27 protein-coding genes are annotated in these 25,805 nt (G+C 73.6%); 10 read left to right on the top strand and 17 right to left on the bottom strand.

Going from position 1 to position 25,805, the window contains the following annotated elements:
• The first annotated feature begins 27 nt into the window (after positions 1–27).
• On the top strand, positions 28–765 hold the full coding sequence (locus ABZ404_RS30190; protein WP_358832758.1) for a hypothetical protein: 738 nt from the start codon (positions 28–30) through the stop codon (positions 763–765).
• Between the two features lie 78 nt (positions 766–843).
• On the opposite strand, the gene ABZ404_RS30195 is transcribed toward ABZ404_RS30190, so the two are convergent.
• The 4 genes from ABZ404_RS30195 to ABZ404_RS30210 form a co-directional block, all read right to left on the bottom strand.
• Complete coding sequence (locus tag ABZ404_RS30195; RefSeq protein ID WP_358832787.1) at positions 844–1,440, bottom strand: flavin reductase family protein; 597 nt, start codon at positions 1,438–1,440, stop codon at positions 844–846.
• Between the two features lie 56 nt (positions 1,441–1,496).
• A complete protein-coding gene (locus ABZ404_RS30200) occupies positions 1,497–2,309 on the bottom strand; it encodes an enoyl-CoA hydratase-related protein (RefSeq protein WP_358832759.1) in 813 nt (270 codons plus the stop codon).
• The gene (locus ABZ404_RS30205) at positions 2,306–4,531 is read right to left on the bottom strand and encodes an acetate--CoA ligase family protein (protein ID WP_358832760.1); all 2,226 of its coding nucleotides are present in this window, start codon (positions 4,529–4,531) and stop codon (positions 2,306–2,308) included. The genes ABZ404_RS30200 and ABZ404_RS30205 overlap by 4 nt, the downstream gene beginning before the upstream one ends.
• A gap of 291 nt (positions 4,532–4,822) precedes the next feature.
• Entirely contained in the window at positions 4,823–5,962 is a 1,140-nt protein-coding gene (locus tag ABZ404_RS30210) for an NAD(P)/FAD-dependent oxidoreductase (protein WP_358832761.1), read from the bottom strand.
• A 176-nt stretch (positions 5,963–6,138) separates the two neighbouring features.
• Between ABZ404_RS30210 and ABZ404_RS30215 the strand changes: the two genes are divergently transcribed.
• Both ABZ404_RS30215 and ABZ404_RS30220 read left to right on the top strand, forming a co-directional pair.
• Positions 6,139–6,588 carry a DoxX family protein gene (locus ABZ404_RS30215; RefSeq protein ID WP_358832762.1) on the top strand — a complete coding sequence of 150 codons (450 nt, stop codon included), beginning with the start codon at positions 6,139–6,141 and terminating at the stop codon, positions 6,586–6,588.
• Positions 6,588–6,977: an OB-fold domain-containing protein gene (locus ABZ404_RS30220; RefSeq protein ID WP_358832763.1), complete on the top strand. Its 390-nt coding sequence runs from the start codon at positions 6,588–6,590 to the stop codon at positions 6,975–6,977. The genes ABZ404_RS30215 and ABZ404_RS30220 overlap by 1 nt, the downstream gene beginning before the upstream one ends.
• A 534-nt stretch (positions 6,978–7,511) precedes the next feature.
• Here the strand turns inward: ABZ404_RS30220 and ABZ404_RS30225 are convergent.
• From ABZ404_RS30225 to ABZ404_RS30235, 3 genes are all read right to left on the bottom strand, one after another.
• Positions 7,512–8,168, bottom strand: a complete 657-nt coding sequence (locus tag ABZ404_RS30225; RefSeq protein ID WP_358832764.1) for a pyridoxal 5'-phosphate synthase — start codon at positions 8,166–8,168, stop codon at positions 7,512–7,514.
• Between the two features lie 61 nt (positions 8,169–8,229).
• A complete protein-coding gene (locus ABZ404_RS30230; protein WP_358832765.1) occupies positions 8,230–8,820 on the bottom strand; it encodes a GNAT family N-acetyltransferase in 591 nt (196 codons plus the stop codon).
• 43 nt (positions 8,821–8,863) lie between these two features.
• Positions 8,864–10,048, bottom strand: coding sequence for an acetyl-CoA acetyltransferase (locus ABZ404_RS30235; RefSeq protein WP_358832766.1), 1,185 nt, complete (start codon positions 10,046–10,048; stop codon positions 8,864–8,866).
• Positions 10,049–10,200: 152 nt separating this feature from the next.
• Here ABZ404_RS30235 and ABZ404_RS30240 point away from each other — a divergent pair, with 152 nt between their 5' ends.
• Together ABZ404_RS30240 and ABZ404_RS30245 are read left to right on the top strand one after the other, a co-directional pair.
• Positions 10,201–11,406, top strand: a complete 1,206-nt coding sequence (locus tag ABZ404_RS30240) for an acyl-CoA dehydrogenase family protein (protein ID WP_358832767.1) — start codon at positions 10,201–10,203, stop codon at positions 11,404–11,406.
• Positions 11,403–11,930, top strand: coding sequence for a nitroreductase/quinone reductase family protein (locus ABZ404_RS30245; protein WP_358991078.1), 528 nt, complete (start codon positions 11,403–11,405; stop codon positions 11,928–11,930). The genes ABZ404_RS30240 and ABZ404_RS30245 overlap by 4 nt, the downstream gene beginning before the upstream one ends.
• Before the next feature lie 191 nt (positions 11,931–12,121).
• Here the strand turns inward: ABZ404_RS30245 and ABZ404_RS30250 are convergent, their stop codons facing one another.
• Complete coding sequence (locus ABZ404_RS30250; protein WP_358832769.1) at positions 12,122–12,769, bottom strand: TetR family transcriptional regulator; 648 nt, start codon at positions 12,767–12,769, stop codon at positions 12,122–12,124.
• 343 nt (positions 12,770–13,112) lie between these two features.
• Here ABZ404_RS30250 and ABZ404_RS30255 point away from each other — a divergent pair, with 343 nt between their 5' ends.
• The 3 genes from ABZ404_RS30255 (at position 13,113) to ABZ404_RS30265 (ending at position 17,150) form a co-directional block, all read left to right on the top strand.
• On the top strand, positions 13,113–13,889 hold the full coding sequence (locus tag ABZ404_RS30255) for a VOC family protein (RefSeq protein WP_358832770.1): 777 nt from the start codon (positions 13,113–13,115) through the stop codon (positions 13,887–13,889).
• Between the two features lie 222 nt (positions 13,890–14,111).
• Entirely contained in the window at positions 14,112–16,448 is a 2,337-nt protein-coding gene (locus ABZ404_RS30260; protein ID WP_358832771.1) for a PQQ-binding-like beta-propeller repeat protein, read from the top strand.
• A gap of 153 nt (positions 16,449–16,601) precedes the next feature.
• Positions 16,602–17,150: a hypothetical protein gene (locus ABZ404_RS30265; protein WP_358832772.1), complete on the top strand. Its 549-nt coding sequence runs from the start codon at positions 16,602–16,604 to the stop codon at positions 17,148–17,150.
• 87 nt (positions 17,151–17,237) lie between these two features.
• On the opposite strand, the gene ABZ404_RS30270 is transcribed toward ABZ404_RS30265, so the two are convergent.
• Genes ABZ404_RS30270 through ABZ404_RS30280 form a run of 3 tightly spaced genes read right to left on the bottom strand, consistent with a single transcriptional unit; the run spans position 17,238 to position 19,606 of the window.
• Positions 17,238–18,014 (bottom strand): enoyl-CoA hydratase/isomerase family protein, encoded by a 777-nt coding sequence (locus ABZ404_RS30270; protein WP_358832773.1) that lies wholly within the window; start codon positions 18,012–18,014, stop codon positions 17,238–17,240.
• Entirely contained in the window at positions 18,011–18,448 is a 438-nt protein-coding gene (locus tag ABZ404_RS30275; protein WP_358832774.1) for an OB-fold domain-containing protein, read from the bottom strand. Before ABZ404_RS30275 ends, ABZ404_RS30270 begins: the two co-directional genes overlap by 4 nt.
• 9 nt (positions 18,449–18,457) lie before the next feature.
• Entirely contained in the window at positions 18,458–19,606 is a 1,149-nt protein-coding gene (locus ABZ404_RS30280) for a lipid-transfer protein (RefSeq protein ID WP_358832775.1), read from the bottom strand.
• Positions 19,607–19,751: 145 nt separating this feature from the next.
• On the opposite strand from ABZ404_RS30280, the gene ABZ404_RS30285 reads away from it, so the two are divergent.
• Positions 19,752–21,362, top strand: coding sequence for a FadD3 family acyl-CoA ligase (locus ABZ404_RS30285; protein ID WP_358832788.1), 1,611 nt, complete (start codon positions 19,752–19,754; stop codon positions 21,360–21,362).
• Between the two features lie 60 nt (positions 21,363–21,422).
• Positions 21,423–22,262 carry a protein kinase gene (locus ABZ404_RS30290; protein WP_358832776.1) on the top strand — a complete coding sequence of 280 codons (840 nt, stop codon included), beginning with the start codon at positions 21,423–21,425 and terminating at the stop codon, positions 22,260–22,262.
• A 31-nt stretch (positions 22,263–22,293) separates the two neighbouring features.
• Here the strand turns inward: ABZ404_RS30290 and ABZ404_RS30295 are convergent, their stop codons facing one another.
• The 6 genes from ABZ404_RS30295 to ABZ404_RS30320 all read right to left on the bottom strand — a co-directional run bounded on the left by ABZ404_RS30295 (position 22,294) and on the right by ABZ404_RS30320 (position 25,734).
• Complete coding sequence (locus ABZ404_RS30295; RefSeq protein ID WP_358832777.1) at positions 22,294–23,532, bottom strand: methyltransferase domain-containing protein; 1,239 nt, start codon at positions 23,530–23,532, stop codon at positions 22,294–22,296.
• A gap of 6 nt (positions 23,533–23,538) precedes the next feature.
• Entirely contained in the window at positions 23,539–23,682 is a 144-nt protein-coding gene (locus tag ABZ404_RS30300; RefSeq protein ID WP_358832778.1) for a hypothetical protein, read from the bottom strand.
• A 96-nt stretch (positions 23,683–23,778) separates the two neighbouring features.
• Positions 23,779–24,627, bottom strand: a complete 849-nt coding sequence (locus tag ABZ404_RS30305) for a helix-turn-helix transcriptional regulator (RefSeq protein ID WP_358832779.1) — start codon at positions 24,625–24,627, stop codon at positions 23,779–23,781.
• Positions 24,628–24,633: 6 nt separating this feature from the next.
• Complete coding sequence (locus ABZ404_RS30310; protein WP_358832780.1) at positions 24,634–25,152, bottom strand: DUF6879 family protein; 519 nt, start codon at positions 25,150–25,152, stop codon at positions 24,634–24,636.
• Positions 25,133–25,399, bottom strand: a complete 267-nt coding sequence (locus ABZ404_RS30315; protein ID WP_358832781.1) for a hypothetical protein — start codon at positions 25,397–25,399, stop codon at positions 25,133–25,135. Before ABZ404_RS30315 ends, ABZ404_RS30310 begins: the two co-directional genes overlap by 20 nt.
• Before the next feature lie 107 nt (positions 25,400–25,506).
• On the bottom strand, positions 25,507–25,734 hold the full coding sequence (locus tag ABZ404_RS30320) for a hypothetical protein (protein ID WP_358832782.1): 228 nt from the start codon (positions 25,732–25,734) through the stop codon (positions 25,507–25,509).
• Positions 25,735–25,805 lie beyond the last annotated feature (71 nt).

The following is a 25,805-nucleotide window of genomic DNA, read 5'->3' on the forward strand; positions in this document are numbered from 1 at the left end:
CCCCTCTCCCTGGGGGAGGGGGGCCGGATGAAGCCGAGGAACAGGCCGGGCGTGGTGGTGGCGGGGCTGCTCTGCGCCGTACTGGCCGGATGCGGGACCGAGAGGGCGGGGAGCGCGGCGGGCGAGGGGCGGCCCTCGTCGCGGCCGTCGCTCGCCGCCGAGAAGCAGCCGTGCCCGCCGGACGAGACGACGCAGGACACGTCGCCGGGCGGGGGTGTGGACGAGACGTCGCAGGACGCGTCGGGCGGAACGTCGGGCCCCGCCGCCGACGGGACGACCGAGGACACGACGACCGGCGACGGTGCCGGATCCGCACAGCCGTCCACGGACGACACCACCGACGAGACCTCCGGCAGCGCCGAGCCCCCCACGGACGAGGACACCGGCGCCCCGGAACCTCCCACGGACGAGACCACCGACGACGACGCCGGTGACGCCGGGCCGCCCACCGAGGGCACCGCCCCGCCCTGTCTGCCCGCCGGGTGGTTCGACATGACCCAGGAGTTCACCGACTACTACGCCCAGCACCTCACCAAGGCCGACGACGGCATGTGGCCCTTCCTGGTGGCCGCCCGGCTCCGGCAGGAGGGCGACTCGGTCAAGGCGCTCGTGACCGTGAACTTCATCCCGTCCGGCGCCGACGACTTCGAGGGCCGCCGGATCGCCGAGGTGTTCGCCGCCTGGCGCCACGAGGCGTACGGGGACAAGGGCAAGCTGCGGATCGAGACCCGCAGCGGCGGCCGGGTGGCCGAGCAGAGCTGGTGAGTGCGCGGGGCGTGCGTACGGGGGCTCCGCCCTCGAAGACAGGCGCCCGTACGGGGCTCCGCCCTCGAAGACGGGCGCTCAGGCGGTGAAGCGCCCGAACCGGCCCCGGTGGAACAGCAGCGGCTCGCCCTCCGCCGTCCCGCCGAGCGCCTCCACGCGGCCCACCACGATCAGGTGGTCGCCGCCGGTGTGCACGTTCTGGATGCGGCAGTCCACCCAGGCCGGTACGCCCGCCAGGCGCGGGGAGCCGGTCACGGGGGCCGCGTCGAAGTCCACGCCCGCGAACTTGTCGGCGCCGCTCACCGCGAACGCCCGGCACAGCGGGCCCTGTGCGGCGCCCAGGATGTTCACGCAGAAGGTGCCCGCGCGGGCGATGCGCGGCCAGGTCGTCGACGTACGGCCGACCATGAAGGCGACCAGCGGCGGGTCGAGGGAGAGCGAGGCGAAGGACTGGCAGGCGAAGCCGGTCGGGCCGCTCTCGTCGCGGGCGGTGACGACCGTGACGCCGGTGGCGAAGTGGCCCAGCACGCCCCGGAACTCGGCGGGGTCGAACGGCAGCCGCTCGTCGTCGCGTACCGCCCGTAAGTCGGGCCGGGGCAGGGCCTCGACGGGCTCGGCGGGGGCCGTGGCCACCGCGCCGACGGACCGCAGGTATCGGACGACGGTCGCCGCCATCCCTTCGTGTCCCATCACGCCCTCATTGAACCTGACGGGTCGTCAGATGGGAACCCTCACAGACCCCGGTACTTCGGCGTCCGGCGCTCCACGAAGCTCGCCACGCCCTCCTGGGCGTCCCGGGTGGTCATGTTGATCTCCTGGGCGGCCGCCTCGGCGGCGAAGGCACTGCTGCGGTCGCCGTCCAGGGAGGCGTTGACCAGCTGTTTCGCCAGCGCCAGCGAGCGGGTCGGGCCGGCCGCGAGCCGCTGGGCCCACTGCCGGGCCAGGGCGGGCAGATCGTCATCCGGCACCACCCGGTTGACCAGGCCGAGCCGCTCGGCGTCCGCAGCCGCCACCGCGTCCCCGAAGAACATCAGCTCCTTGGCGCGCTGCGGCCCCACCAGCCGGGGCAGCAGATACGCGCCCCCGCCGTCCGGGACCAGGCCGCGCCGGACGAACACCTCGATGAAGCGGGCCGACTCCGCCGCCAGTACCAGGTCGCAGGCGAACGCCAGATGCGCGCCGATCCCGGCCGCCGTGCCGTTGACGGCGGCGATCACCGGCTTCTCGCAGTCGAGCACGGCCCCCACCAGCCGCTGGGCGCCGAGGCGGATGGTGCGGGCCACGTCCCCGGCGACCCGCTCGCCGGACACCACCGCGCCCCGCAGGTCGGCGCCCGCGCAGAAGCCCTTGCCGGTGGCGGTGAGCACGACGGCCCGTACGGCCGGGTCGGCGCTCGCCTCGCCGAGCAGCGCGATGATCCGCTCCCGCTGCTCCCAGGTCACGGCGTTCATCGCCTCGGGCCGGTCGAGCGTGATCCAGGAGACGCCGCCGTCGGTGGTGTGGCGGACGGTCTCGGTGAGCGGGCGGGCGTCCTCGCCGCTCATGAGCACACCACCAGCGCGTCCAGCGCCACCGCCCCCTGCCCGCGCGGCAGGACCATCAGCGGGTTGATGTCCAGCTCCGCGAGGTCCCCGCCGAGCTCCAGGGCCATCCGCTGCACCCGCAGCACCACCTCCACCAGCGCGTCCACGTCGACCGGCGGCCCGCCGCGTATGCCGTCGAGGAGCGCCCGGCCGCGCAGCTCGCCGAGCATCGCGCGGGCCTGCTCCTCGCCGAAGGGGGGTACGCGCACGGCCGCGTCGCCCAGGACCTCCACCAGGACGCCGCCCAGGCCCACGGTCACGGTCGGCCCGAAGAGCGCGTCGTGGGTGACGCCGACGACCATCTCGACCCCCCGGGCGACCATCTGGCACACCAGCACCCCGTCCAGCTCCACCCCCTCGTACCGGGCGATGTCGGTGAGCTCGCGGTAGGCGTCGCGCACCTGGCTGGCCGAGGTCAGCCCGACCTTCACCAGGCCGAGTTCGGTCTTGTGGGCGAGGCGGGTGCCGGAGGCCTTCATCACCACCGGGTAGCCGACCTGGCCCGCCGCCCGCACGGCCGCCGCCGCGCTGGTCACCAGCTGCTCGCGCGGCACCCGGATCCCGTACGCCCGCAGCAGCTGCTTGGCGGCGTGCTCGCTCAGCTGGTGGCCCGGCCGCATCAGGGCCTGGGCCTTGCGGAAGGAGGGCGAGGGGACGCGCGGCGCCTCGTCGAAGGGGGAGCGGTAGGAGGAGGTGAACCGGTGGTGGGAGAGGTAGGCGCGGACGGCGCCCACGCAGTTGCCGAACGTACGGAAGGTGGCGACCCGCGAGGAGCCGAGCAGCGTCTCGCGGTAGGCGGCCTCGGTGCCCACCGGCGAGCCCCACACCACGCACACCAGCTTGTCGGTGTGCTCCGCCGCCTCCACCAGGTCCCGGGCGAGCCGGTCGCTCATCGGCGGGAACGGCCCGGTGATGGGGCAGATCAGCACGCCCACCGACGGGTCGTCCAGGAGCGCGTCGATGATCTTCCGGCCGCGCCAGTCGCCCACCGGGTGGCCGCCGTTGTCGACCGGGTTGGCCACGTTCAGGTACGGCGGTATCCAGGTGTGGAGCTCGGCCTGCTTGGCCTCGGAGAGCGTGGGCAGGGTGAGTCCGGCGGCCGTCGCCAGGTCCGCGAAGTGGGCGCCGGTGCCGCCCGAGATCGAGTAGACGACGACCCCCTCGGCGACCGGCGGACGGGCCCGCGCCAGCAGGGCCGAGGTGTCCTGGAGCTCGTCGAGCCCGTCGACGCGGATCACGCCGTACTGCCGCATCGCCGCGTCCACCACCTGGTCGGCGCCGGTCAGCTTGCCGGTGTGGGAGGCGGCGGTGCGCGCCCCGGTCTCGGTGCGGCCGACCTTGACCGCCACCACCGGCACCCGCGCCCGCGCCGCCCGGTCGGCGGCGAGCAGGAAGGAGCGGCCGTCCTTGAGCCCCTCCAGATAGCAGGCGATGGCTCCGACCTCGGGGCGCTCCGCGAAGTACGCGAGGAAGTCGGCGCACTCCAGATCGGCCTCGTTGCCGGTGGGCGCCCAGTGGGAGAGGCGCACCCCGAGCTCCTGCATCGCGAACAGCGGGCGGCCCTGGTGGCCGGACTGGGTGATCAGGGCGATCGCGGGCCCCTCCAGGTCGTCCCGGAAGCGCTCGAAGGCGTTGAGGTTGGTGTTGGGGCCGAGCAGGCGCATCCCGGAGCGCCGCACGGCGGCGCGCAGGCGCTCCTGGGCGGCGGCGCCCTCCTCGCCGGTCTCGGCGAAGCCGGACGCGAACGCGACGGCGAACTTCACCTTGGCCTCGGCCAGTTCGTCGATCAGCGGAAGCGGGTCGCCCACCAGCAGGACGGCCAGATCCACCTGTTCCGGCAGCCCGGCGACGGACGGGGCGCAGGGCAGGCCGAAGACGGAGTCGCGGGTCGGGTGCACCGGGTGGACGCGGGCGCCCACGCGCTCGGCCCAGGCGATCAGCTGGCGGGTGATCCCCGTGTTGGGGCGGCCCTCGGCGTCGGAGGCGCCGACGACGGCCAGCGACTCGGGCCGGAAGAACCGGTCGAGGTCGGGCACGGGCGCGTACAGGGGCCGGCCGCTGACGTCCAGGTCGCCCTCGGCTGCGGCGGTGCCGTGGACGGTGCCGGGCCGGGGCTGCTCGCCGCAGGCCACCACCCGGGCGCGGAGGTCGGTCGTGAGGGTGCCGTGAGTCGATCCAAGCATCGTTCCGCCCGCTCCTGGTCGATGGCCAACATGGCACGTGCGCATCTGCCGTGACGCAACTGGCTGGTAACTGACGCACAGTCAGATTACAGACCTGACGACCAGTCAGGAACCTCCGTGCGGGCACATGCTCACCGAAGGCTCCTGGGCGCGCGGGAGGTCCGGCCGAGTACGTTTTCCGTACCCGCCCGTAGGGCGCCTACCCGTCACCATTGCGCCAACTACGGCGTACGCGGGTGCCGTCGCGGGGGCGCGAGCCGAGGGCCGAGTGCCGAGGGCCGGGCGCCGTCGTCAGGAGCGCGCGACCGCCTTGGCGATCCTGCCGGCGTCGATGCCCAGCTCGCGGAGCATGCCGCTGATGGGGTTGGTGAACCCGGTGAAGTGGAGGCCGGGGGCGCCGGGCGCCGCACGGCCGCCGTGGACGGTCGGCCGGCCCCGCTCGTCCAGCACGCCGAGGTGGCCGACCAGGCCCTCCAGGGCCCGCCGGTAGCCGGTGGCCGCCACGACCGCCTCGGGCGAGACCCGGCTGCCGTCGGCCAGGACGACCTTGGCGCCCTCGAACGACTCGACCGCCGCCACCGGTTCGACCCGCCCCGCCCGCACGGCCGCGATCAGCCCCACGTCCTGTACGGGGATGGCGCCTTCGCGCACGCGCGCGTAGAGGCCCTTCTCCGGCCGGGGCAGCCCCTTCGCGGTCAGGTCGGGCACGCTGAGCCGGGCCAGCGCCCCGGCCGCCCGGTCCACCAGCGGGACCGGCAGCCGCCGCACCAGGATGCCGGAGGCCTGGGCGGGCCAGCCGGCGGTGGAGCGGCGCAGGATGTGCGGCGCGGTGCGCACGGCGAGCCGCACCCGCCCGGCGCCACCCTCGGCGAGGTCGACGGCGATCTCCGCACCGGTGTTCCCGGCGCCCACCACGAGCACGTCCCGGCCGGCGTACGGCGCGGGGTTCCGGTACTGACCGGCGTGCAGCAGGGTGCCGGTGTACGTGTCGGCGCCGGGCCACTCGGGCACGTACGGCGTGTGGTTGTACCCGGTCGCCACCACGACCGCCCGGCCGGTCAGCCGCCGCCCGCCGGTGGCGTGCAGCAGCCAGCCGCCGTCCTCGGCGCGCTCGATCCGGGACACCTCGACGCCGGTGACGATCTCCAGCTCATGGACCTCGGCGTACTTCTCCAGGTACCGCACGACGTCGGCCCGGGCGACCCAGCGACCGAACGAGCGGGGCATCGCGAGCCCCGGCAGCGCGGACAGCCGCCGGGTGGTGTGCAGCCGCAGCCGGTCGTAGTGGTGGCGCCAGGAGTCCCCCACGGCGTCGGCCTTCTCCAGCACGACGGCCCGTACGCCCCGGCCGCGCAGCGCGGCGGCGACGGCGAGTCCGCCGGGGCCGGCGCCGATGACGTAGACGGGGCGGGTGGGGTCGTTGGTGGCCATGGGAACCGAGCGTAACGACGCGGGTCTTTGATGGGTCTCGGTCAAGACCTGAATCGGTTACGAAACGATCACGCTCCGGAGTGCGCGGGGACGGGAGTCCTTGCGCGGGACGCCCCGGTCCGCTGAACTGACGTACCGTCAGATGACGGACGGCGTGTGCGGGGAAGGGGCTGCGGATGGACTCGATCTGGCTCAGTGGCGCCGAGTGGGTGGCCGTCCTGCGGATCGGCCTCGGCCTGTGGTGGCTGGAGAGCTGGCGCCACAAGGACAAGAAGGGCTGGTTCGAGCGCGGCACGGGCATCGCCTGGGCGGCGGACGTGGCGGCGAAGCACCGCTGGGAGGCGGTCCGCAGCGGCTTCGCGCTCGTGGTGAAGCCCCGGCCCCGGACGATGGCGTACGTGGTGGTCTACGCCGAACTGGCCCTGGGCCTCGGCCTGGTGGCGGGCCTGCTCACCCCGGTGGCGCTGGTCGGCGGCCTGCTCCTCAACCTGCTCTACCTGGTCCTGATGATCCACGACTGGGCCGAGCAGGGGCAGAACGCGATGATGGCCCTGATCTCGCTGGTGGCGCTGTTCGCGGTGTCGTGGCAGACGTGGTCCCTGGACCACGCGCTGGGGTGGTTCTGATGAGCGCGACGCCGGAGACGGACGCGTTCACGCGCGCGTACTGGGACGCGGCGGCGGCAGGGCACCTGCTGATCCGCCGCTGCGGGGGGTGCGGGCGGGCGCACCACTACCCGCGCGAGTTCTGCCCGTACTGCTGGAGCGAGGACGTGACGTGGGAACGGGCGAGCGGCCGGGCCACGCTGTACACGTGGTCGGTGGTCCACCGCAACGACCTGCCCCCTTTCGGGGACCGGGTCCCGTACACGGCGGCGGTGGTGACGCTGGAGGAGGGCCCGCGCATGATGACGGAGGTGGTGGGGGGTGCCGCGCTGCGGGTGGGGATGCGGTTACGGGTGGGGTTCCGGGAGGGCGACGGGGTGGCGGTGCCGGTGTTCCGCCCGGAGGGATGAGGTGTGCGGGCTGACTTTGTCTGCGGGCCGGTGGTGGGTTGCTCGCGCAGTTCCCCGCGCCCCTTGAGGGCCTGGACTTTGTCTGTGGGCCGGTGGTGGGCCGGTCGCGCAGTTCCCCGCGCCCCTTGAGGGCCTGGACTTTGTCTGTGGGCCGGTGGTGGGTTGCTCGCGCAGTTCCCCGCGCCCCTTTAGGGCCTGGGCTTTGTCTGCGGGCCGGTGGTGGGCTGGTCGCGCAGTTCCCCGCGCCCCTTATCGGGCCGGATGTCGGCTGCGGGCCGTGGTGGCTCGGTCGCGCAGTTCCCCGCGCCCCTTCAGGGCAACGCCCCGGGCCGGACGTCAAGGCTGCGCCGGGCCCCCCTAGGGGCGCGGGCAACTGCGCGGTCGGCCCCCGCTCACCCGCAGACGAAGCAGGCACCCCGGGAGGGGATCGGTGAGCGTCCCGGGCCGCGCCGGACCCCGCAAGGGGCGCGGGGAACTGCGCGAGCAACCCGTCACCGGCCCGCAGACAAAGCGAACCCCGCACCCCCGCACCCCCTACGGCCAGAGCAACTCCCGCCCCCAAGCACCCCCCGCCCGCCCCCGCGAGTACCGCAACCGCACATGCCGCCGCGAAGCGTCCCCCTGGAAGAACTCCACCTCCACGGGGTCGAGGACGTACAGCGTCCAGCTCGGCACCACCGTGTCCGGTGCGGCCGCCGCGCGGGCCCAGGCCCGTTCCGAGGCGTCCGCCAGCTCCTCCAGGGACGGCAGCACCTCGCTCTGGCGCCCCACCAGCGCCGCCGCCAGCGCCCCGGTGGACCGGGCGTGGAGATCGGCCCGGCTCGCCTCGGCCCCGGCCGGGGTCACCGTCCCCCGCACCCGCACCTGCCGCCCCACCGCGGGCCAGTAGAACCCGAGCGCCGCCGACGGGCAGCCGGCCAGCTGCCGCCCCTTGGCGCTGCCGGCGTGCGACCCGAACGACCACCCCGCCGTATCCGCCCCGTGCAGCATCACGGTCCGTACGTCCGGCCGCCCCTCCCCGTCCACGGTCGCGAGCGACATCGTGTGCGGTTCGGCCTGCCCGGCGCGGCCGGCGTGCGTCAGCCACTCCTGGAAGAGCGTGACGGGCTCCTCGGGCGCGTCCCCGGGAGCGAAGTGCGGCAGCTCGGTGTCCCAGACGCGCAGGGTGTGCAGGTACTCCTGGAATTCCATGCGCCGATTGTCGCCCGGCGCTTCCCGGCGCTTCCCGGCGCTTCCCGGCGCGCCCCGCCGCTCAGACGGCCCCCGGGACCGCGCCCCCGGCCCCGCCCCGCGCCGCGAGCCACTCCTCCCGCGTCAGGGCGTACTCGACGTCCCCGTGCTCGTCCCCCTCGACGGAGTAGGGCCACTCCTCGAAGTACGTCCGTACGTACGTGAGGCCGCACCGCTCCATCACCCGCCGCGAGCGGCCGTTCACGTACATGGTGTTGGCGGTGATCCGCGTGTATCCCAGCTCTGCGAACCCCTTCTCGATGAGGGCGAGCGCGCCCTCGCGTGCGTACCCCTTCCCCCAGGCCGCCCGCCGCAGCCGGTACCCGAGGTCCGCCTGGTCCGCGGGCGCGTCGGGGCCGGGGCGCAGGCAGTGCCAGCCGATGAACTCGCCCGTGTCGCGCAGATGCGTCGCCCAGAAGCCCCCGGGCAGCATCCGCGCGAACGACTCGGCGCGGATCTCCTCGCGGCGCATGGGGCGGCCCCCGGTGATGTACCGCATGACCTCGGGGTCGCTGTCCAGCTCGACGACGAGGTCGAGGTCGGCGGGGGTGTCGGCGAAGGGGCGCAGGAGGAGGCGATCGGTGGTGAGGAAGGGGGCGGGGGTGGTGGTCATGGGGTGATTGTGGGACGGCCCCAACCGGCGTCGCCACGGAATTTCACCCCCGCTCGCGCCCCAGCACCACCGTCCCCGAAGAGCAGAACCAGCCCCCCGTGCCCGAGGCGACGGCCAGCTCGGGCAGCGTGCCGTCGGCCCTGCGGACCTGCCCCGGCCCCGCCTCGCCGCGCAGTTGCCGTACGGCCTCGACCAGGAGGAACAGCCCCCGCATCCCGGGATGGCAGGCGGAGAGCCCGCCGCCGTCGGTGTTGACGGGCAGCGCGCCCCCGGTGAGCAGGCGCCCCTTCTCCACGAACGCGCCCCCTTCCCCCTTCGCGCAGAACCCGAGGTCTTCGAGGGTGACGAGGGTCATGTACGTGAAGGCGTCGTAGATCTCCGCGAGGTCGATGTCGGCGGGGCGCACTCCGGCGCGCTCGAAGGCGGTCCGGCCGGAGACGGCGGCCGGGGAGACCGTGAAGTCCTCCCACTCGGACATGGTGGTGTGCGAGACGGCCGTGCCCGAACCCAGCACCCAGACGGGCGGCTTGACGGTGTCGGGGACGTACTCCGCCGCCGCGAGCAGCACCGCGCAACCGCCGTCGGAGCGGATGCAGCAGTGCAGCTTGGTGAAGGGGTCGGCGATCATCGGCCCCGCCAGGACGTCGTCGACGGTGATCGGGTCGCGGAACATCGCGTCGGGGTTGGTGGCGGCGTTGGCGCGCGCCTGCACGGCGACCTCGGCGAGCTGTTCCAGGGTGGTGCCGTACTGGTGCATGTGGCGACGGGCGGCCATGGCGTACTTCGCGACGAGCGTGTGGCCGTAGGGCACCTCGAACTGGAGGGGCCCGCGCCCGCCGAAGGACAGGTTCGAGGTCCGTCGCCCGGCCCGGATGTCGGCGCGGGCGGTGGAGCCGTAGACGAGGAGGACGGCGTTGGCGTGCCCGGCGGCGATGGCGTCCACGGCGTGGGCGGCCATCACCTCCCAGGTGGCGCCGCCGACCGAGGTGGAGTCGACCCAGGTCGGCCTGAGCCCCAGGTACTCGGCGACCTCGACCGGCGCGAGCACCCCGAGACCGGCGGACCCGAACCCGTCGACGACCCCGCGCTCCAGCCCGGAGTCGGCGAGCGCCCGACGGGCGGCCTGGGCGTGCAGGGCGTACGGGGTGACGCCGTCGACGCGCCCGGTGTCGGAGAGGGCGACACCGACGACGGCTACGGGGCGGGGGGCGCGGGCGGTGGCTGCCATGGATCTGACGGTACATCAGATCGCCTGTCGGCAGCCCGCCTCGCGTCCAAAGTCCCGTCCCGCACCTCCCCCCAAAAGGGGTCCGCTCCTCACGAACTGATGTACCGTCAGATCCCGGTGCCGTCCGCCCCCCGGGAGGAGAAACCCCGCCCATGAACCCCGAGCTCACCCCCGAGCAGCAGGAGATCCGCCGCACCCTCCGCACCCTCCTCGCCAAGCGCTGCGGGCCCGACGCCGTGAAGGCCGCGACCCTCACCGCCGCCGGGTACGACCGCGCCCTGTGGCGGCGGCTCGCCGGGGAGCTGGGGCTGGTGGGGGTCGCGGTGCCCGAGGCGTACGGCGGGGGCGGGGGTACCGGTGCCGAGCTCGTCCTCGCCGCCGAGGAGACCGGCCGCGTCCTCCTGCCCTCCCCGCTCCTCGCCACCGCGGCCCTCGCCGCCCCCCTCCTCCTCGCCCTCGGCACCGAGCCGCAGAAGCGGGCCCACCTCCCGCTCCTCGCCCGCGGCGAGCTGACCGCCGCGCTCGCCGTCCCGGGGCCCGCCCTCGCCCCGGCTCTCGGCCTCACCGACGACACCACCGACGGCGCCTGGGCAGGGGGCGGGCGCGCCGGAGGGGTGCGGGCGCGGGAGGCCGAGGGGCGCTGGCGGCTGTACGGCGAGGCCGCCCAGGTCCTGGACGGCCACCGCGCCGGGCTCCTCCTCGTCCCCGCCCGCACCGGCGGCTACACCCACGGCCGCCTGCGTCTCTTCCTCGTACGGGGGGACGCGGCCGGGCTCCGCCGGACCCGCCACACCACCCTCGACGAGACCCGCGCCCAAGGCGGCGTGCGACTGCGGGACGTGGAAGCCGAGTTGCTCGGCGACCGCGATCCGCTCCCGGCCCTCGCCGCCGCCGGACGCACCGCCGCGGCCCTCCTCGCCGCCGAAGCCGTCGGCGCCGCCGACCACGCGCTGGAGCGGACCGTCGCGTACGTCAAGGAGCGCCATCAGTTCGGGCGGCCCATCGGGTCCTTCCAGGCCGTCAAGCACCGGCTCGCGGACCGTTACGTACAGGTGAGCGCGGCCCGCTCCGCCGCCTACTACGCCGCCTGGGACCCGGACGCCGGGGGGCTCGCCCTCGCGCAGGCGCTGGAGGCGTTGCGGAGCACCGCGGCCGAGGCCGTCCAGCTGCACGGCGGCATCGGGTTCACCTGGGAGCACGAGGCGCACCTGTACCTCAAGCGGGCCGCGTCCGACGAGCTGCTCTTCGGGCCCGTCCCCGCGCTGCGCGCCCGGGCCGCCGAGCGGGCGGGGCTGTTCCGCGCCTCTCGTACGGGGGAGGGCGCCGCCGCCCCGCGCGCGCGGGCGGGCGTCCGGTGAGCCGGGCCCCGCGCGGTGTGCGCCTGGTCCAGAAGGTGTCCTCCACGCGCGCGTTCGCGAAGGTCGCCCCGCACGTCGTCCCCGCCCTCGACCGGGCCGTGCACCGGCTCACCCGGGGCCGGGTGCTGCCGAGCGCGCGGATGCTCCCGGGGGTCGTGCTCACCGCGCGCGGGGCCGCCTCGGGGCTCGCGCGGCGGACACCGCTCGCCTGTATGCCGGAGGACGGCGGGACCTGGGTGCTCGTCGGGTCGAACTTCGGGCGCCCCGGCCACCCCGCCTGGACCGGCAACCTGCTGGCCCACCCGGACGCCGAGATCAGCTGGAAGGGGCGGGACGTGCCGGTACGGGCCCGGCTGCTCACGGGGGAGGAGCGCGCGGCGGCCTGGCGGGCGGCGCTGGAGTTCTGGCCCCCGTACGCCGCGTACCAGGCCCGCGTCGAGCGCGAGATCCGGCTCTTCCGGCTGGAGCGGAGGGAGGGCGGCGGGCGGGCGCCGGGGAACGGCACGGAGCACGGCCCCAACTAGGACCCCTGGACCGGGGCCCGGACCACGGCCCCAAGAACGGGAAAGCCGGCGGGGTCCACCTCGGTGAACCTCCGCCGGCGTGACAGGACTTGAAGGGAGGGACGGGGGCGCGCCGCAGCGGTTCTCCGTACCGGCGCCGGGGCGTGCGCCCCGGCGCGGACCGGCCGGCCCGCGGGCCGCGTCCGGCGCCGCTACCTCGTGGGCTTCTTGCCGGTGATGCCCAGATGCACGAGGAGCGCCAGATTCGGCTTCAGCTCGGCCTGCTTGACGCCCCAGGTCTGGAAGCCCTTCTGGTGCGAGGCGACCGCCGCGAGCATCGCGACGATCGAGCCGGCCATCGCCGCGGGGCTGATGTCCTTGTCGACCTTGCCCTTCGACTGGAGTTCCTTCACCGCGTCCGTAAGGGAGTTGTTCACGGAGTTGAGGATCTTCATGCGGATCTTGTAGAACCGCTTGTCGCCCTCGGCCGCGCCCAGGTCCACCACCCGCAGGATCGCGTCATTCTTGCGCCAGAAGTCGAGGAACCCCTCGACCAGTTCCTCCGCCGTCTGCCAGCCGGCCTTGCCGACCCAGGAGCGGCCCTCCACGAGGGCGGTCAACGCCGCGCCCTCCTTGGCCATTTCCTCGGCGACCTCCAGGACGGCGCCCTCGACGTCCGGGAAGTACTGGTAGAAGGTCGCGGGTGAAGTGCCCGCCTTCCGCGCCACATCGATGACTTTCACGTCCCGGTACGGCGAGGAGCTGAGCATCTCGCTGAGGCAGTCGAGCAGCTTCTGCCGCGTCGCCTGGCCGCGTCGGCCTGCCACGCGGCCGTCGACGGTGCGTACTTGTCCTGTCATGCCGTCAGCTTACCGAGGGGTGATCGGAGCGCGATTCGGCCGACTGCAAATGGGGGCCGGGGGTTGACGGCCGCCGCGGGAACGGCCCCGCCGGGGCCGCGGGCCCGGCTTCCTCGCGCGCCCGTCCGCCACTCGAATGGTGTTATCAACAGCCTGTGGACACGCTCTGTGGACAACCCGTGCGGGAAAAGGGCGCGGGCGCCTACAGTGGGGGCAATGCAGCTCATTTGTTCTATTTGTGCCGGTGCGGGGTGCGGACGGGCCCGTTAGCTTCACCGCGTAGCGGCACCCGCGTCCCGTCCCCGCACCCGGGGCGGGGCCACCCCAGGAAGGAACCAGGCGCATGGGCGGATATCCGGAAGGCGCGCCGTGCTGGGCCGACGTGACGCTCCCCGACCTCGCGGCGGGCAAGCGGTTCTACGGCGCGCTGATGGGCTGGACCTTCGACGAGGACGCGGCGGAGAGGTACGGGCACTACACGACCGCGCTGAGCGGCGGCCGGCGCGTGGCCGGGCTCGTCCCCAAGCGGGACGGCCGGATGCCCACCGCCTGGGGCGTCTACTTCGCGGCCCCCGACGCGGCGGCGCTCGCCGTGCGCATCAGGGCGGCGGGCGGCCAGCTGGTGACCGACCCGGTCCAGGTCCCTCCGTACGGGACGATGGCGGTCGCCGCCGACCCCGGCGGCGCGGTCTTCGGTCTCTGGCAGGCCGGGGCGCACCCCGGTTTCGAGAAGAGCGGCGAGCCGGGCTCCTTCTGCTGGACCGAGGTGTACGCAAGGGACACGGCCCGCGCCGACCGCTTCTACGAGGCGGTCTTCGGCTTCGAGGGCCGGGACCTGGAGGAGACCGAGGGCGACTACCGCACCTGGTCGCCCGCCGGCTCCGCGCCGGGCCCGGGCACGGCCTTCGGCGGCCGCGCTCTCCTGGGGGACGCCTTCCCCGCCGAGATGCCCGACCACTTCCTGGTCCACTTCGCGGTCCGGGACTGCGATGCCACGGCCGCGGCCTGCCGTGACCTGGGCGGCCGGGTCACCGCCGGGCCCGTCGACATCCCGTACGGCCGCATGGCGGTCCTCGCCGATGACCAAGGGGCGAGCTTCGCCATCCTCCAGAAGGAGTGAGGCGGGGGGAGTGCGCGGGGCGCGCGGCGGGTGTTTTCGCAGGTGGGGCGGGTGGGGCCGGGTCAGGGGGGTGTCCGGATAGGGATGAGACATCCCGATCCGTACACGGGTTGGCCACCGGGTGCCTCCGGCAGGAAGAATCGGGGTGTCGCGTGAGACGCTGCACGGGGCCTCGTTGCGACACGTTGATACTTGAGGCCCGTACGGGGAGGTGGCAGGCAAGTGGAGCAGCTGACGCAGCACGACCCGAGGCGTATCGGCCCCTTCGAGGTGCTGGGACGGCTCGGTGCCGGCGGCATGGGGCTGGTCTATCTGGCGCGCTCGGCGTCCGGCCGCCGCGTGGCGATCAAGACGGTGCGCACGGAGCTCGCCGAGGACCAGCTGTTCCGGGTCCGCTTCACCCGTGAGGTGGAGGCGGCCCGGGCCGTCAGCGGCTTCTACACGGCGGCCGTGGTCGACGCCGACCCGCGCGCGGCCGTGCCGTGGCTGGCCACCGCGTACGTCCCGGCGCCCTCGCTGGAAGAAATAGTGAACGAGTGCGGGCCGCTCCCGGCCCAGGCGGTGCGCTGGCTCGCGGCCGGTATCGCCGAGGCGCTCCAGTCCATCCACGGGGCGGGCCTGGTCCACCGCGACCTCAAGCCCTCCAACGTCCTGGTGGTCGAGGACGGCCCCCGGGTCATCGACTTCGGTATCGCCTCCGGCGTCTCCAACACCCGGCTGACCATGACGAACGTGGCCGTGGGCACGCCCGCGTACATGTCGCCCGAGCAGGCGAAGGACTCCCGCAGCGTGACCGGCGCGAGCGACGTGTTCTCGCTCGGCTCGACGCTCGTCTTCGCGGCGACCGGCCATGCGCCCTTCCACGGCGCCAACCCGGTCGAGACCGTCTTCATGCTGCTGCGCGAGGGCCCCGACCTCGCCGGGCTGCCCGACGAGCTGCGCCCGCTGATCGAGTCCTGTATGCAGATGGAGGCCGCGCTGCGGCCCTCGCCCGAGGACCTCCAGGCGCAGCTCGCCCCGCACCTCTTCGGCGGTTCGGACGACAGCGGCACCGCCTCCGCGTGGCTGCCCGACCGCTCGGTGGCGATGATCGAGCAGCGCCGCGGCGGCGGCCGCGCCAAGCCGGTCGCGCGCGTCCAGGACCCCGAGCCCTCGCCGCCGACCCGCCCGCCCTACCAGCCCCCGCACCAGCCCTCCCTCCCGGAGGCCGTGCCGGACGGGCCCGTGCGCCTCGCCGGGGCGAAGGTGGCCATCGGACCCGGGCCCCGGGTCCTGGACCAGACGCGTGCGGCGGCCGAGGCCAGCCCCGCCACGGGGTGGGTCAGGTTCCCGGCCGGCGGCCCCCTGGGCAGACCGGACCGGCCCCCGGCCAACGGGGCACCGGCGGCGGCGCCCCCCGTCCCGCCCCCGTCGCGCGCCTCGGAGCAGCCGGGCCGCTGGCGGCCCTGGCGCTTTCGCATGTCGAACGACGTGTGGGGCACCCCGGCCGTGGCGGGCGATCTGCTCTACGTCACCTCCTTCGAGGTGCACGCGCTGGACGTGGGCAGCGGCCGGCGCCAGTTCAAGACGCGGGACGTCGCCTGGGCGATGGCCGTGGAGGCGGGCCGTATCCACGCCTCGGACGGCCCCACGCTCTACGCGCTGGACGCGACGGACGGCCGCGAGCTGTGGCGCCTGCCGACGGACGCCTGGGTCTACGCCCTGAAGGCCTCCCGGGGCACGATCGTCACCGCGACCCGGGGCGGCGGGGTGCAGGCCTGGGAGGCCGCCAATGGCGAGAAGCTGTGGGAGATCACCGGCGCCCAGAGCGACTTCGAGACCCCCGAGGCCGGCCCGGTCATCCACGAGGGCACGGTGTACGTGTGGCAGGACGCGCGCCTGCGCGCCCTCGACGCGCGTACGGGCACCGAGCGCTGGTCGTACCCGGTGGGCGACGCGGCCTCGTGCGGCGGCGTCCCGGTCCGTCCGGCGCCCGCGCCGGACGGCTATGTGTACGTGTCGGCGGGCACCCGGGTCCTGTCGATCGACATCGCCAGCGGCCACGTCCGCTGGCACTTCGAGGCCCCGGCGGTCTTCCTCTGCCCGCCGACCTTCGCGCCCGGCCCGGCGGTGGCCGGCGGCGGGGTGTACCTGGCGGACTACCTCGGCACGGTGTACGCGCTGGACGCGGCCACCGGCAAGGACCGCTGGCGCATCGCGACGGAGTCCCGCCAGTCCATCGAGCCGGTGCTGGTGGCGGACGGCAACATCCACGTGGGCAGCGGCAACGCGCTCTACACCCTGGACGCGGTCACCTCCACCCCCAAGTGGCGCTTCGCGGCGGGCGCGGAGGTGGTGGGCGCCCCGGTGGTGGCCGACGGCCGCATCCACTTCGGCTCGGCCGACCACTGCCTCTACACGCTGGACGCGGCGGGCGGCCAGCTCCGCTGGAAGCTGGCCACGGGCGGCGAGATCACCGGCTCCCCGGTGGCGCGCAACGGCGTGGTCTATGCCTGTAGCAAGGACCGCTGTGTGTACGCGCTGGACGCGGTGAAGGGCACGGCGACGTCGGCGAGGTAGCCGTGGGGGGACGACGGGGGCGCCGAGGAGATCGTGTGGCGGCCCCCGGGCGGCCCGCGGCCCCGCCGGCTCCCGCTGTTACGGTGTCGGCGGTTTCCGCGGCCTTCGACAGGTCGCGGCTTCGGCAGGGTTCTTACGGGGGGTGGGGGCGCGATGCTGCGTCGACGGATGAGGTTCACGGCCGTACTGGCCGGAGTGGTGCTCGCGCTCACCGGGTTCTCCGGGCACGGGCACGGCAAGAGCAGCGGCGGCGGGGGCGGCTGCTCCAACTCGCACAAGAGCAACGGAAGTTCGAGTTCGGGGTCGGGGTACCGGCACACGGACGACGACGACTACGACAGCACCGGCGGATCCGGCTCCGGCTCGCGGTACACCCCGAGTCCGACCCCGACCCCGACCCCGTCCCCCTCGGCCTCGCCCGCCGGGAGCGTCGTCACCTGTGTCGCCCCCGCCGAGGGCAAGCGCCGGGCGGTCACGTCGGCGACCGTACGGGTCACCGCCGACCCGCTGGCGAGCGACAACCGGCGCTACCGCCTGGAGGTCGACTTCCTCGGGCCGGCCGACAAGAGGGTCGACACCGGATCCACGTTCGTGACGCTGGACGCGGGTGAGTCGCGGACCGTGGAGGTGCCGATGAGGGAGCCGGCGCGGGTCGCGGAGGTCCAGGAGTGCCGGCTGACGCAGGTCATGCAGTGGAGCTGACGCCCGGAGCGCCGGGGCCGCACGGCCCGCGGGCGAAGAGGCGGGCAGGCGTGACCCGGGGGCGAAGAGGTGCCGCACCCCCGGTGCTCACCTCACCCTGAACCCCTTCCCCCTCCCCCTCCGCCCGAACAACTCCCCCTGCCGCTCCGCAGGCAGGTTGCCCAGGGCGATCAGGTGCGGCGCGTGGGCGAAGGCGTCCGCGAGGGCGGGGGCGCGGGTGGTCCACAGCGCCCGCACGGTTCCCTGCACCGCCCCGGTGGGGTAGGACGCCAGGGTCCCGGCGCACGCCAGCGCCGCCCCCACCTCCTCGCCCGGGGCCGTCACCTCGCTCACCAGCCCCGTCTCGTACGCCCTGCGGGCCGAGACCCGCTCCGCCGTGCCCATCAGGGCCAGACGCGCCGCCTCGCCGAAGGGCATCCGGGTGGCCAGGTGGGCGGACTCGTACGCGCTGACCATGCCGTACGTCGTGTGCGGGTCGAAGAACGTGGCGTCCTCGGCCGCGATCACGAACTCCACCTCCCCCAGCAGGTAGAACGCCCCGCCGCACGCCATCCCCCGGACCGCCGCGATCACCGGCTTCCACAGGTCGTTCGCCTTCGGGCCGATGGTGAGCAGGGGGTCGTCGATCGCGTACGGGGAGGCGGGCTGGGGGACCTCGGCCGCGCGGTCGATGCCCGTGCAGAACGCCTTCCCGCCCGCCCCGGTCAGTACGACCGCCCGGATCGCCTCGTCGTAGCGGAAGCCGCGCCAGGCGGCGGCGAGTTCCGCCGCCGTCTGAAGGTCGATCGCGTTGTGCTTCTCGGGGCGGTTCAGCGTCACCACCGCGACGCCGGTCTTCTCGTCCCGTACGACGGACAGGGTCATGGGCGTTCCAGGAGCCAGCGCGGGACGGTCATGCCGCTGCCGTCCGCCCGGGTGAACGCGACCTGCACCCGTGCCCCGATCCGCAGCCGCTCCGGCGCCACCGAGTCCAGCGGCGCGTCCGGTTCGGCCACCACGTTGCCGACCAGGCGGATCAGCGGGTCCTCGGCCAGCTCCACCACCACCACGTTGTACGGGGCGTGGGCGGCGTACTCCGGCAGGAGCGGGGGGTGGGGGAAGACGTACGACCAGATCCGGCCGCGTCCGGACATCGCACGCCATTCGCTGTCGAAGGAGTGGCAGTGCGGGCAGCACGGCCGGGGCGGGAAGCGCAGCCGTCCGCAGCCGGGGGCGGCGCACGCCTGGACGCGGAGTTCGCCGCGCGCGGCGTACTCCCAGAAGGGGGCGCCGTCGTCGTCGGTCACCGGGGTCAGCATCCGGACTCCTCAACTCCTCAGCAGGACGGCCGAGGTGGGAACGCCCTCGCCCGCCGTCACCAGACAGGTCGCGGCGCCCGGCACCTGGGCCGTGGAGGTGCCGCGCAGTTGCTTGACGCCCTCGTTGATGAGGTTGAAGCCGTGGACGTACGCCTCGCTGAGGCCGCCGCCGCCGGTGTTGAGCGGCAGCCGTCCGCCGATCTCCAGGGCGCCGCCCTCGGTGAAGGCGCCGCCCTCGCCCCGGCCGCAGAAGCCGTACCCCTCCAGGGACAGCGGCACCAGCGGGGTGAACGCGTCGTAGATCTGGGCGACGTCCACGTCCTGGGGGCCGAAGTCGGCCTGTTTCCACAGGTGCCGGGCGGCGGTCCAGGCGGGGCCGGTCAGGGGGTCGTCGTTCCAGTAGTTGACCATGCCGTGGTGCTGGGCGGGCAGGCCCTGGGCGGCGGCGTGCACGTACACCGGTTTCTGGCGGCAGTCGCGGGCGCGCTCGGCGGAGACGATCACGCACGCCAGCGCGCCGTCCGTCTCCAGGCAGTTGTCGAAGAGGCAGAGCGGTTCGCTGATCCAGCGCGAGGTCATATACATGTCGCGGGTCAGGGGCCGCTCGTACATCATCGCGGCCGGGTTCTGGTTGGCGCGGTTGCGGCAGGCGAGGGCGACGTTGAAGAGGTGGTCGCGGGTGGCGCCGTACTCGTGCATGTAGCGCCGGGCCAGCATGCCGATCTCGTCGGCGGGGCGCAGCAGCCCGAAGGGGCGCGTCCACTGCGCGGGGGTGGGGAGCTGGACGGCGGTGTTGGTCCAGGGGCGCGGGCCGCTGCCGCGTTTGCGCGAGCGCCAGGCGACCCCGACGCTCGCCTGGCCGGTGGCGACGGCGGCGGCGAGGTGGGCGACGGTGGCGCAGGAACCGCCGCCGCCGAAGCCGACCTTGCCGAAGAAGGTGACGTCACCGGCGCCGATCGACTTGGCGATCTCCACCTCGTCGGTCTCCTCCATCGTGTACGAGGCGAAGCCGTCCACCTCGCCCGGTGAGATCCCGGCGTCGTCGAGCGCCGCGAGGATGGCCCGGCAGGCCAGCTTCTTCTCGGAGTCGCCGAGCCGGCGCGCGAACTCCGTCCGGCCTATGCCCGCGATCGCCGTCGCGTCCTTGAGCATCGACACCCGCCACCTCCGCACAGCCGTGTGCCCCTGCCGCTGTTGCTGCTGACAGCGAGGAAGGCTACAGCTAATCTGACGGGTAGTCAGCTATCGTGTACGGCTACCGTCAGCGGGAGGGCTTGCCATGGGGGCGGACACACGGGCGGACATCCGGGGTGACCTGGAGTGGGGCACGGTCCCCGGGCTCGTACGGAGCGCCGCGTCGCGGTACGGGGAGCGGGAGGCCGTCGTCGAGGGCCGCGTCCGCGTCTCGTACGCCGAACTGGGCGAGCGGGTGGAGCGGGCGGCGGCGGCCTGTATGGCGGCCGGGGTCGAGCGCGGCGACCGGGTCGCGGTGTGGGCGCCCAACACCCTGGACTGGATCGTCTCCGCGCTCGGCGCGGTCACGGCCGGGGCGGTGCTCGTCCCGCTGAACACCCGCTTCAAGGGGTCCGAGGCGGCGTACGTCCTGCGCCGCAGCCGGGCGAGGCTGCTGTTCGTGACGGGGACGTTCCTGGGCACCTCCTACGTCGCCACCCTGCGCAGCGCCGCCGCCGAGGGGGAGGGCGGCGGACCGCTGCCGGGGCTGCCGCATCTGGAGCAGGTGGTGGTGCTGGCACAGGACGCGCCGGAGTCCTTCCGGACGTGGAAGGACTTCCTGACGGGCGGCGAGGGCGTGCCGGCGCGGGAGGTGCGGGAGCGGGCGGACTCGGTGGAGCCCTCGGACCCGTCGGACATCGTCTTCACGTCCGGCACGACCGGCCGGCCCAAGGGGGCGGTGATCACGCACGCGCAGACGCTGCGGGGGTACGCCCTGTGGAGCGAGCTGGCGGGGCTGCGGGAGGGCGACCGCTATCTGATCGTGAACCCCTTCTTCCACACCTTCGGGTACAAGGCGGGGATCATCGCCTGTCTGACGCGGGGCGCGGTGATGGTGCCGCAGCCGGTGTTCGACGCCGAGACGGTCCTGGCGAACATCGCGGCCGAGCGCATCTCCGTCCTGCCAGGCCCGCCCACCCTCCACCAGTCCCTCCTGGACCACCCGGCGCGCGCGGCCCACGACCTGTCCGCGCTGCGGCTCGTGGTCACCGGCGCGGCCGTCGTCCCCCTGCGGCTCGTCGAGCGGCTGCGGACGGAGCTGGGGATCGGGACGGTCCTGACGGCGTACGGGCTGTCCGAGGCGAGCGGCATCGTCACGATGTGCCGGCGCGAGGACCCGGCGGAGGTGGTCGCGGCCACGTCGGGGCGGGCGATACCCGGGACGGAGGTACGCGTGCGGGCACCCGCGGGAGAGCCCGGGGAGGTGCAGGTGCGGGGATTCACCGTCATGCGGGAGTACTTCGAGGACCCGGAGGAGACGGCCCGGGCGATCACGCCCGACGGGTGGCTGCGGACGGGGGACGTGGGAGTCCTCGACGCGGCGGGCAACTTGCGGATCACCGACCGGATCAAGGACATGTTCATCGTCGGGGGGTTCAACGCCTACCCCGCCGAGATCGAGCAGGTGCTGGGGCTCCACCCGGAGGTGGCGGACGTGGCGGTGGTGGGGGTGCCGGACGGGCGCCTGGGGGAGGTGGGGCGGGCGTTCGTGGTGCCCCGGGAGGGTTCTTCGCTGACGCCGGACGAGCTGATCGCCTGGGCACGGCGGGAGTTGGCGAACTTCAAGGTGCCGCGGGAGGTGGTGTTCGTGGGGGAACTGCCGCGGAACGCGTCGGGGAAGGTGGTGAAGGGGGCGCTGCGGGAGGTTCCGCCGGGGGCGGGCCTTCCCGGTGCGGGGTAGCCCGGGGACCTTCTGCTCCTACAGTTTCCGGGGCGGCCCCTGCCACGGAGAGGACATCCGATGACCGATGCCGGACCGTTCAGGATTCCCGGCCATGTGCGGCGTGCGGTGACGCCGGCCTCCCAGCGGCTCGTACTGAACCGGCGCGGTTCCACCGTCTGGGACGTGGAGGGGTCCACGGGGCGGGTGGCGGTCAAACTCGGCTACCCGAGCCGGACGCACGCGTGGACCGCGTTGGCGCCCGCCCGCGAGGGGGTGATCCTGCGGGCTCTGGGCTCGGACGCGGTGACGTACGGCCAGTGGGACCAGGGCACGTGGAACGTCCAGCCGTGGCATGCGGGTACCGATCTGCGCCACCGCTGGGAGCCGTACAGGACCCGTGACGAGGTCTCCCGTCCGCCGGTGTCCGACGCCCTGGCGTGCGCGCGAGCCCTCGCCGAGATGCACGAACAAGGTGTCGTGCACGGCGACGTGCAGCCCGCCCACTTCATCTTGGGGGGCGAGCCGGTGAGGGCGGCACTGATCGACCTTGCCCTGGCCCGTGGCGTCGAGATGCCCGCGTGGTGCGACTTCGCCTACCGGGGCTGTCTCGTCCACTACGAGAGCCCTGAGGTGTCCCGCAGGATCCTGGAAGACGGCGAGGCAGTACCCACGCGGCAGGCGGATGTGTACGCGCTGGGCGCGACCCTGTTCATGGCGGCGACGGGCTGGCGGCACGTCGAGTACCCGGACGAGGCGTCGCGGGCGGTTCAGCGGTCGGCGATCGTCAACGGCACACACCGCCCCGTGAACGTGGCGGGCCCCCTGGGGGCGCTCATCGACGACATGCTCCGGTACGACGCGGACGACCGCCCCACGATGCGGGAGATCTGCGCGGCCCTGGACCGGGCGGCGGTGTAGGCCGGCCGGCCCCGTGCCCCGTGCTTTTTCTTTACCGTGAAGGGTGCTCTCCGGGGGGTCTCGCCCGGGCCGGGCCTTCCCGGTGCTCCGGAGCAGGGGTGAGACTGGTCCGGACCGGGCTGTCAGGGGAATCGAGCCATGCCCGCTCGCCCTCGGCGGACACGGTGAGCCCGAAACGTTCGAACCCGGGGCTGCCCTGCTCGACCCACCAGTGGTGGGCGGCTTCCGTCTCGTCCCACAGTCTGCGCGGGCCGGACTGGACCACCACGTACTCGCCCGCTCCTGGCTCGTAGTCCGCCGATGCCCACGACCGGGTGTCGGTGCTGTAGGTCCACAAGGTGTAGGAGCCGTCGTCGTACCGCTCGGCGCGCCAGAACGCCCCGGGCACCCTCAACCCGATCACGAACTGTTCGAACCATCCCCCGATCGCGGCGGGGGAAAGCGTGGTCATGCTCCTCGTGCCGTCCGCGGGCCACCTCCGGCCCTTGAGGTAGGCGGCGAAAGGCGGGCGTTCCGGGCGCTGCTGCCGTAGACGCATGAAGGCGCTGGAGCGGGTGAAGTGGCCGGACGCCGTGCCGTCCTCGCCGACGACCAGGCGGGCGACGTACTCACCTCCGTAGTCCGTTCCCCAGGGGGCGACGATGACCCCGCCCGGGCGGGTCTGCTCGATCCAGGTCCGGGGCACCTCCCCGATGGAACATGTGGCGATGACCCGGTCATGGGGCGCGCTCCCTGCGTGGCCCAGCCGGCCGTCACCGACGACGACCAGAGGGGACAGCCCGGCGGCCCGAAGCCTCTCGCACGCCTCCCGGGCCACGGTCTCGTCGCACTCGACGCTGACCACGTTTCCGCCGCCCAGCCGGTGCGCGAGAAGCGCCGCGTTCCAGCCCGTGCCCGTGCCGATTTCCAGGATCCGGTGCCCTTCTCGTACGTCCAGGTCGGCGAGCATCGAGACGACCATGCGCGGCATGGAACTGGAACTGGTCGGTGTGGTTCCCCGTCCGTCACCGGTGTGCCGTCCGTCGTCCCACTGCGTGGTCAGGGGGATGTCGGAGTACACCGCCCTGAACCACGCGGCGGGGTCCTTGGAGCGTTCGACCAGAGCGGCCTGTTCGGTGCCGTCTTCGACGCCCGGCCAGATGCGGTCGGGTACGAACAACGCACGGGGCACCGCCTCGAAGGCCGGGAGCCAGTCAGCGGTCAGCGCGCCCACTCCGACGAGCGCGGAGGCGAGCCCCGCAGGGCCCGCCTCTTCTGTGGATGTGCTCACGTGCGCCTACTTACCCGTCGCGGGGCCGGAGCCGTCGGACGTGTTGCCGCCCTCGTCGGAGCCGCCGCCGCCATGCTTGGCGCCACTATTGCTGTCGTCCTGCTGGCTTCCGCCCTGGCCGCCGGAACCGCCGCCGTGCTGTCCACTCATGGGATGCTCCTGTGTCGCTGGGTCGAAGTCCGCCGACAACACGCTAGAGAGCGCGTAACGGCAACGGCCATCAACGTGCACGAGCGTGCACGCGAGTCAGCCGAGCGCATCCATGGCCGAGGTGATCAGCGCGCGAGCGGGGGCACCGTGGACAGCCAGCGCTGCCAGTTCCGTGAACGTCTGGCCGTACATGGCTACTTCGCCCGGTTGCGTGATCGTGAGGTATCCCGAAATCAACTCGACGTTGACCTGTGCCGTGTCGTAGATCCAGAAGCCTTCGGCCGGCCAGCGCTCACGATCCGGGGTCATGGGGACAACTCCCAGACTCACGTGGGGGAGTGAGGCGACCGAGACCAGCCGGTCAAGCTGCCCGGCCATGACGTCCGCGCCGCCGACCCCGGTCCGCAACACCGACTCTTCGACGAGGAACGCGAAGCGCCGATCCCCCTCGAACAGGACCCGCTGCCGTTCCATACGGGCGGCCACCGCAGCGGCCACGTCGTCCACCAGCCCGCGCCGCCGCTGGATCGCCCGCAGTACGGCGCTCGTGTACGGCCGTGTCTGGATCAGGCCCGGGACGAGCCACGACGAGTAGGAACGGAAACGGCGGGTCCGCTGATACAGCGGCAAGCGTGCTTCCTGCGCCCGTCTGAGTCCGGCCCGCTCCATGCGGCGCCACCCGACCCACATTCCCTCGGCGGTCCGCAGCATGGCAACGAGATCCTCCGTCTGATCCTCCGCGCCACAAGCGCGACACCATGCCCGGATGTCGTCGGCAGACGGGGGCGTACGGCCGTTCATGATCCGGGACGACTTGGACCGACTCCACCCACAGCGCACGGCCAGGTCGAGCCCGGTGAAACCCGCATCACGGCAGAGCTCCGCGAGTCGGTCGGCGAGAGCCTGCCGGGCTTGCTGGGCACTGGAAGAGGCGGAAGGGGCCACGGTGCGTCAGCCCGGCCGGTACTCCGCGTGGGGGATCGCACGTTCCCATGCCGCCTCATACGCCTTCGCGTACTGTGCGGCCAGCACGGGATCACGACGGACTTCCATGCGGGGGTCAGTCCACTGCCCCTCTCCGTCGAAGTGGTGGAGGATCACGGTTGCCTCGTCCATGACCCAGCCCTCCAGTACCGGCAGCAAGAGGCCGTGTGCCCGTGAGCGCGGCAGCCATCGCACGTCCTCGCCCGCCGCCACGTTGGTGAAGGTGCCGTCGTACTCGTATCGCACATAGTCGCTCAGCGGCTCGGAGACCACGCGCAGCCGCCGCATCACCACACCCCGCGCCGTCGTCTCGGCCACCACATCCAGCCATGACCGCCACCACGACTCGCGGTCGGCCGGGTCGTACCTGTGTCCTCGCTGCCAGCGGATGAACTCCGGGTCATCCCGCATGTAGCTGTCCCGCATCTCCAAGTGCAGCGCTGAGCGTTGCGTCTTTGCGAGGCATTCACGTACCGCTGTGGCCACCGTTGTCCTCACTGTCCGGGCGGGGAATGAATCGCAGCATGTTCGCGGGGAGTCGGATGATGCTTTCGTGATCCGGGACGTCGGTGGAGTGGCCGGGCACCGAACCGGCTGCCTGTGCCTGGCGAACGGTCTCCTCGTCCGCTGTCCATGACTGGATGATCAGGTCGCCGGTCGCCTCGTCCAGCCACATCGTGGGGGATCCGTCGTCAGGGGTGTTGGGCCAGATCCCCAGGAATTTCAGTGCCATGGGGCACTCCTCTGCCGAGTCATGTGCACGGACGCTCAGCTCCGAGCCGTCCTCCGGAACCTGCATACCCCCCGTACCCCCCGGAATCCCCACCGGAAGCGCCCACATCAGGACCCGCCCCCGACCGGGGTGTCCAGTACGCGGGCCCGGTGGAGTTCTGTGGGGGTCAGGGGTCTCAGGGCAGTGGGGGACGTGGCCCACTCCGTGCCGCCGCCGGGGGGGCGCAGGTAGACGCTTCCCTCGTAGCGGTGCTGCACCACGCCGATCCGGTCGTCGTTCGCGGTGTCCGCCATGTAGGTCGCGGGCCTCTCGGCGGGCCTGTGGTCGTCGGGCACGGCCGCTCCTCTCCGTAGTGATGGCACTACTCTGTGGATTCAGCGTGACCGCGCAGCGGGAACCCCTCAAC

It is taken from the genome of Streptomyces sp. NPDC005878, from assembly GCF_040629815.1.
Lineage (GTDB): Bacteria > Actinomycetota > Actinomycetes > Streptomycetales > Streptomycetaceae > Streptomyces.

What these genes read in the sequence shown, in the direction of transcription:
- ABZ404_RS30230 (WP_358832765.1), bottom strand. Translation starts at nt 8,820, where the DNA reads ATGACCACCACCCCCGCCCCCTTCCTCACCACCGATCGCCTCCTCCTG.
- ABZ404_RS30270 (WP_358832773.1), bottom strand. Translation starts at nt 18,014, where the DNA reads ATGACCCTGTCCGTCGTACGGGACGAGAAGACCGGCGTCGCGGTGGTG.
- ABZ404_RS30300 (WP_358832778.1), bottom strand. Translation starts at nt 23,682, where the DNA reads ATGAGTGGACAGCACGGCGGCGGTTCCGGCGGCCAGGGCGGAAGCCAG.
- ABZ404_RS30315 (WP_358832781.1), bottom strand. Translation starts at nt 25,399, where the DNA reads ATGGCACTGAAATTCCTGGGGATCTGGCCCAACACCCCTGACGACGGA.
- ABZ404_RS30220 (WP_358832763.1), top strand. Translation starts at nt 6,588, where the DNA reads ATGAGCGCGACGCCGGAGACGGACGCGTTCACGCGCGCGTACTGGGAC.
- ABZ404_RS30225 (WP_358832764.1), bottom strand. Translation starts at nt 8,168, where the DNA reads ATGGAATTCCAGGAGTACCTGCACACCCTGCGCGTCTGGGACACCGAG.
- ABZ404_RS30195 (WP_358832787.1), bottom strand. Translation starts at nt 1,440, where the DNA reads ATGGCGGCGACCGTCGTCCGATACCTGCGGTCCGTCGGCGCGGTGGCC.
- ABZ404_RS30210 (WP_358832761.1), bottom strand. Translation starts at nt 5,962, where the DNA reads ATGGCCACCAACGACCCCACCCGCCCCGTCTACGTCATCGGCGCCGGC.
- ABZ404_RS30235 (WP_358832766.1), bottom strand. Translation starts at nt 10,048, where the DNA reads ATGGCAGCCACCGCCCGCGCCCCCCGCCCCGTAGCCGTCGTCGGTGTC.
- ABZ404_RS30240 (WP_358832767.1), top strand. Translation starts at nt 10,201, where the DNA reads ATGAACCCCGAGCTCACCCCCGAGCAGCAGGAGATCCGCCGCACCCTC.
- ABZ404_RS30290 (WP_358832776.1), top strand. Translation starts at nt 21,423, where the DNA reads ATGACCGATGCCGGACCGTTCAGGATTCCCGGCCATGTGCGGCGTGCG.
- ABZ404_RS30275 (WP_358832774.1), bottom strand. Translation starts at nt 18,448, where the DNA reads ATGCTGACCCCGGTGACCGACGACGACGGCGCCCCCTTCTGGGAGTAC.
- ABZ404_RS30265 (WP_358832772.1), top strand. Translation starts at nt 16,602, where the DNA reads ATGCTGCGTCGACGGATGAGGTTCACGGCCGTACTGGCCGGAGTGGTG.
- ABZ404_RS30215 (WP_358832762.1), top strand. Translation starts at nt 6,139, where the DNA reads ATGGACTCGATCTGGCTCAGTGGCGCCGAGTGGGTGGCCGTCCTGCGG.
- ABZ404_RS30250 (WP_358832769.1), bottom strand. Translation starts at nt 12,769, where the DNA reads ATGACAGGACAAGTACGCACCGTCGACGGCCGCGTGGCAGGCCGACGC.
- ABZ404_RS30190 (WP_358832758.1), top strand. Translation starts at nt 28, where the DNA reads ATGAAGCCGAGGAACAGGCCGGGCGTGGTGGTGGCGGGGCTGCTCTGC.
- ABZ404_RS30255 (WP_358832770.1), top strand. Translation starts at nt 13,113, where the DNA reads ATGGGCGGATATCCGGAAGGCGCGCCGTGCTGGGCCGACGTGACGCTC.
- ABZ404_RS30200 (WP_358832759.1), bottom strand. Translation starts at nt 2,309, where the DNA reads ATGAGCGGCGAGGACGCCCGCCCGCTCACCGAGACCGTCCGCCACACC.
- ABZ404_RS30205 (WP_358832760.1), bottom strand. Translation starts at nt 4,531, where the DNA reads ATGCTTGGATCGACTCACGGCACCCTCACGACCGACCTCCGCGCCCGG.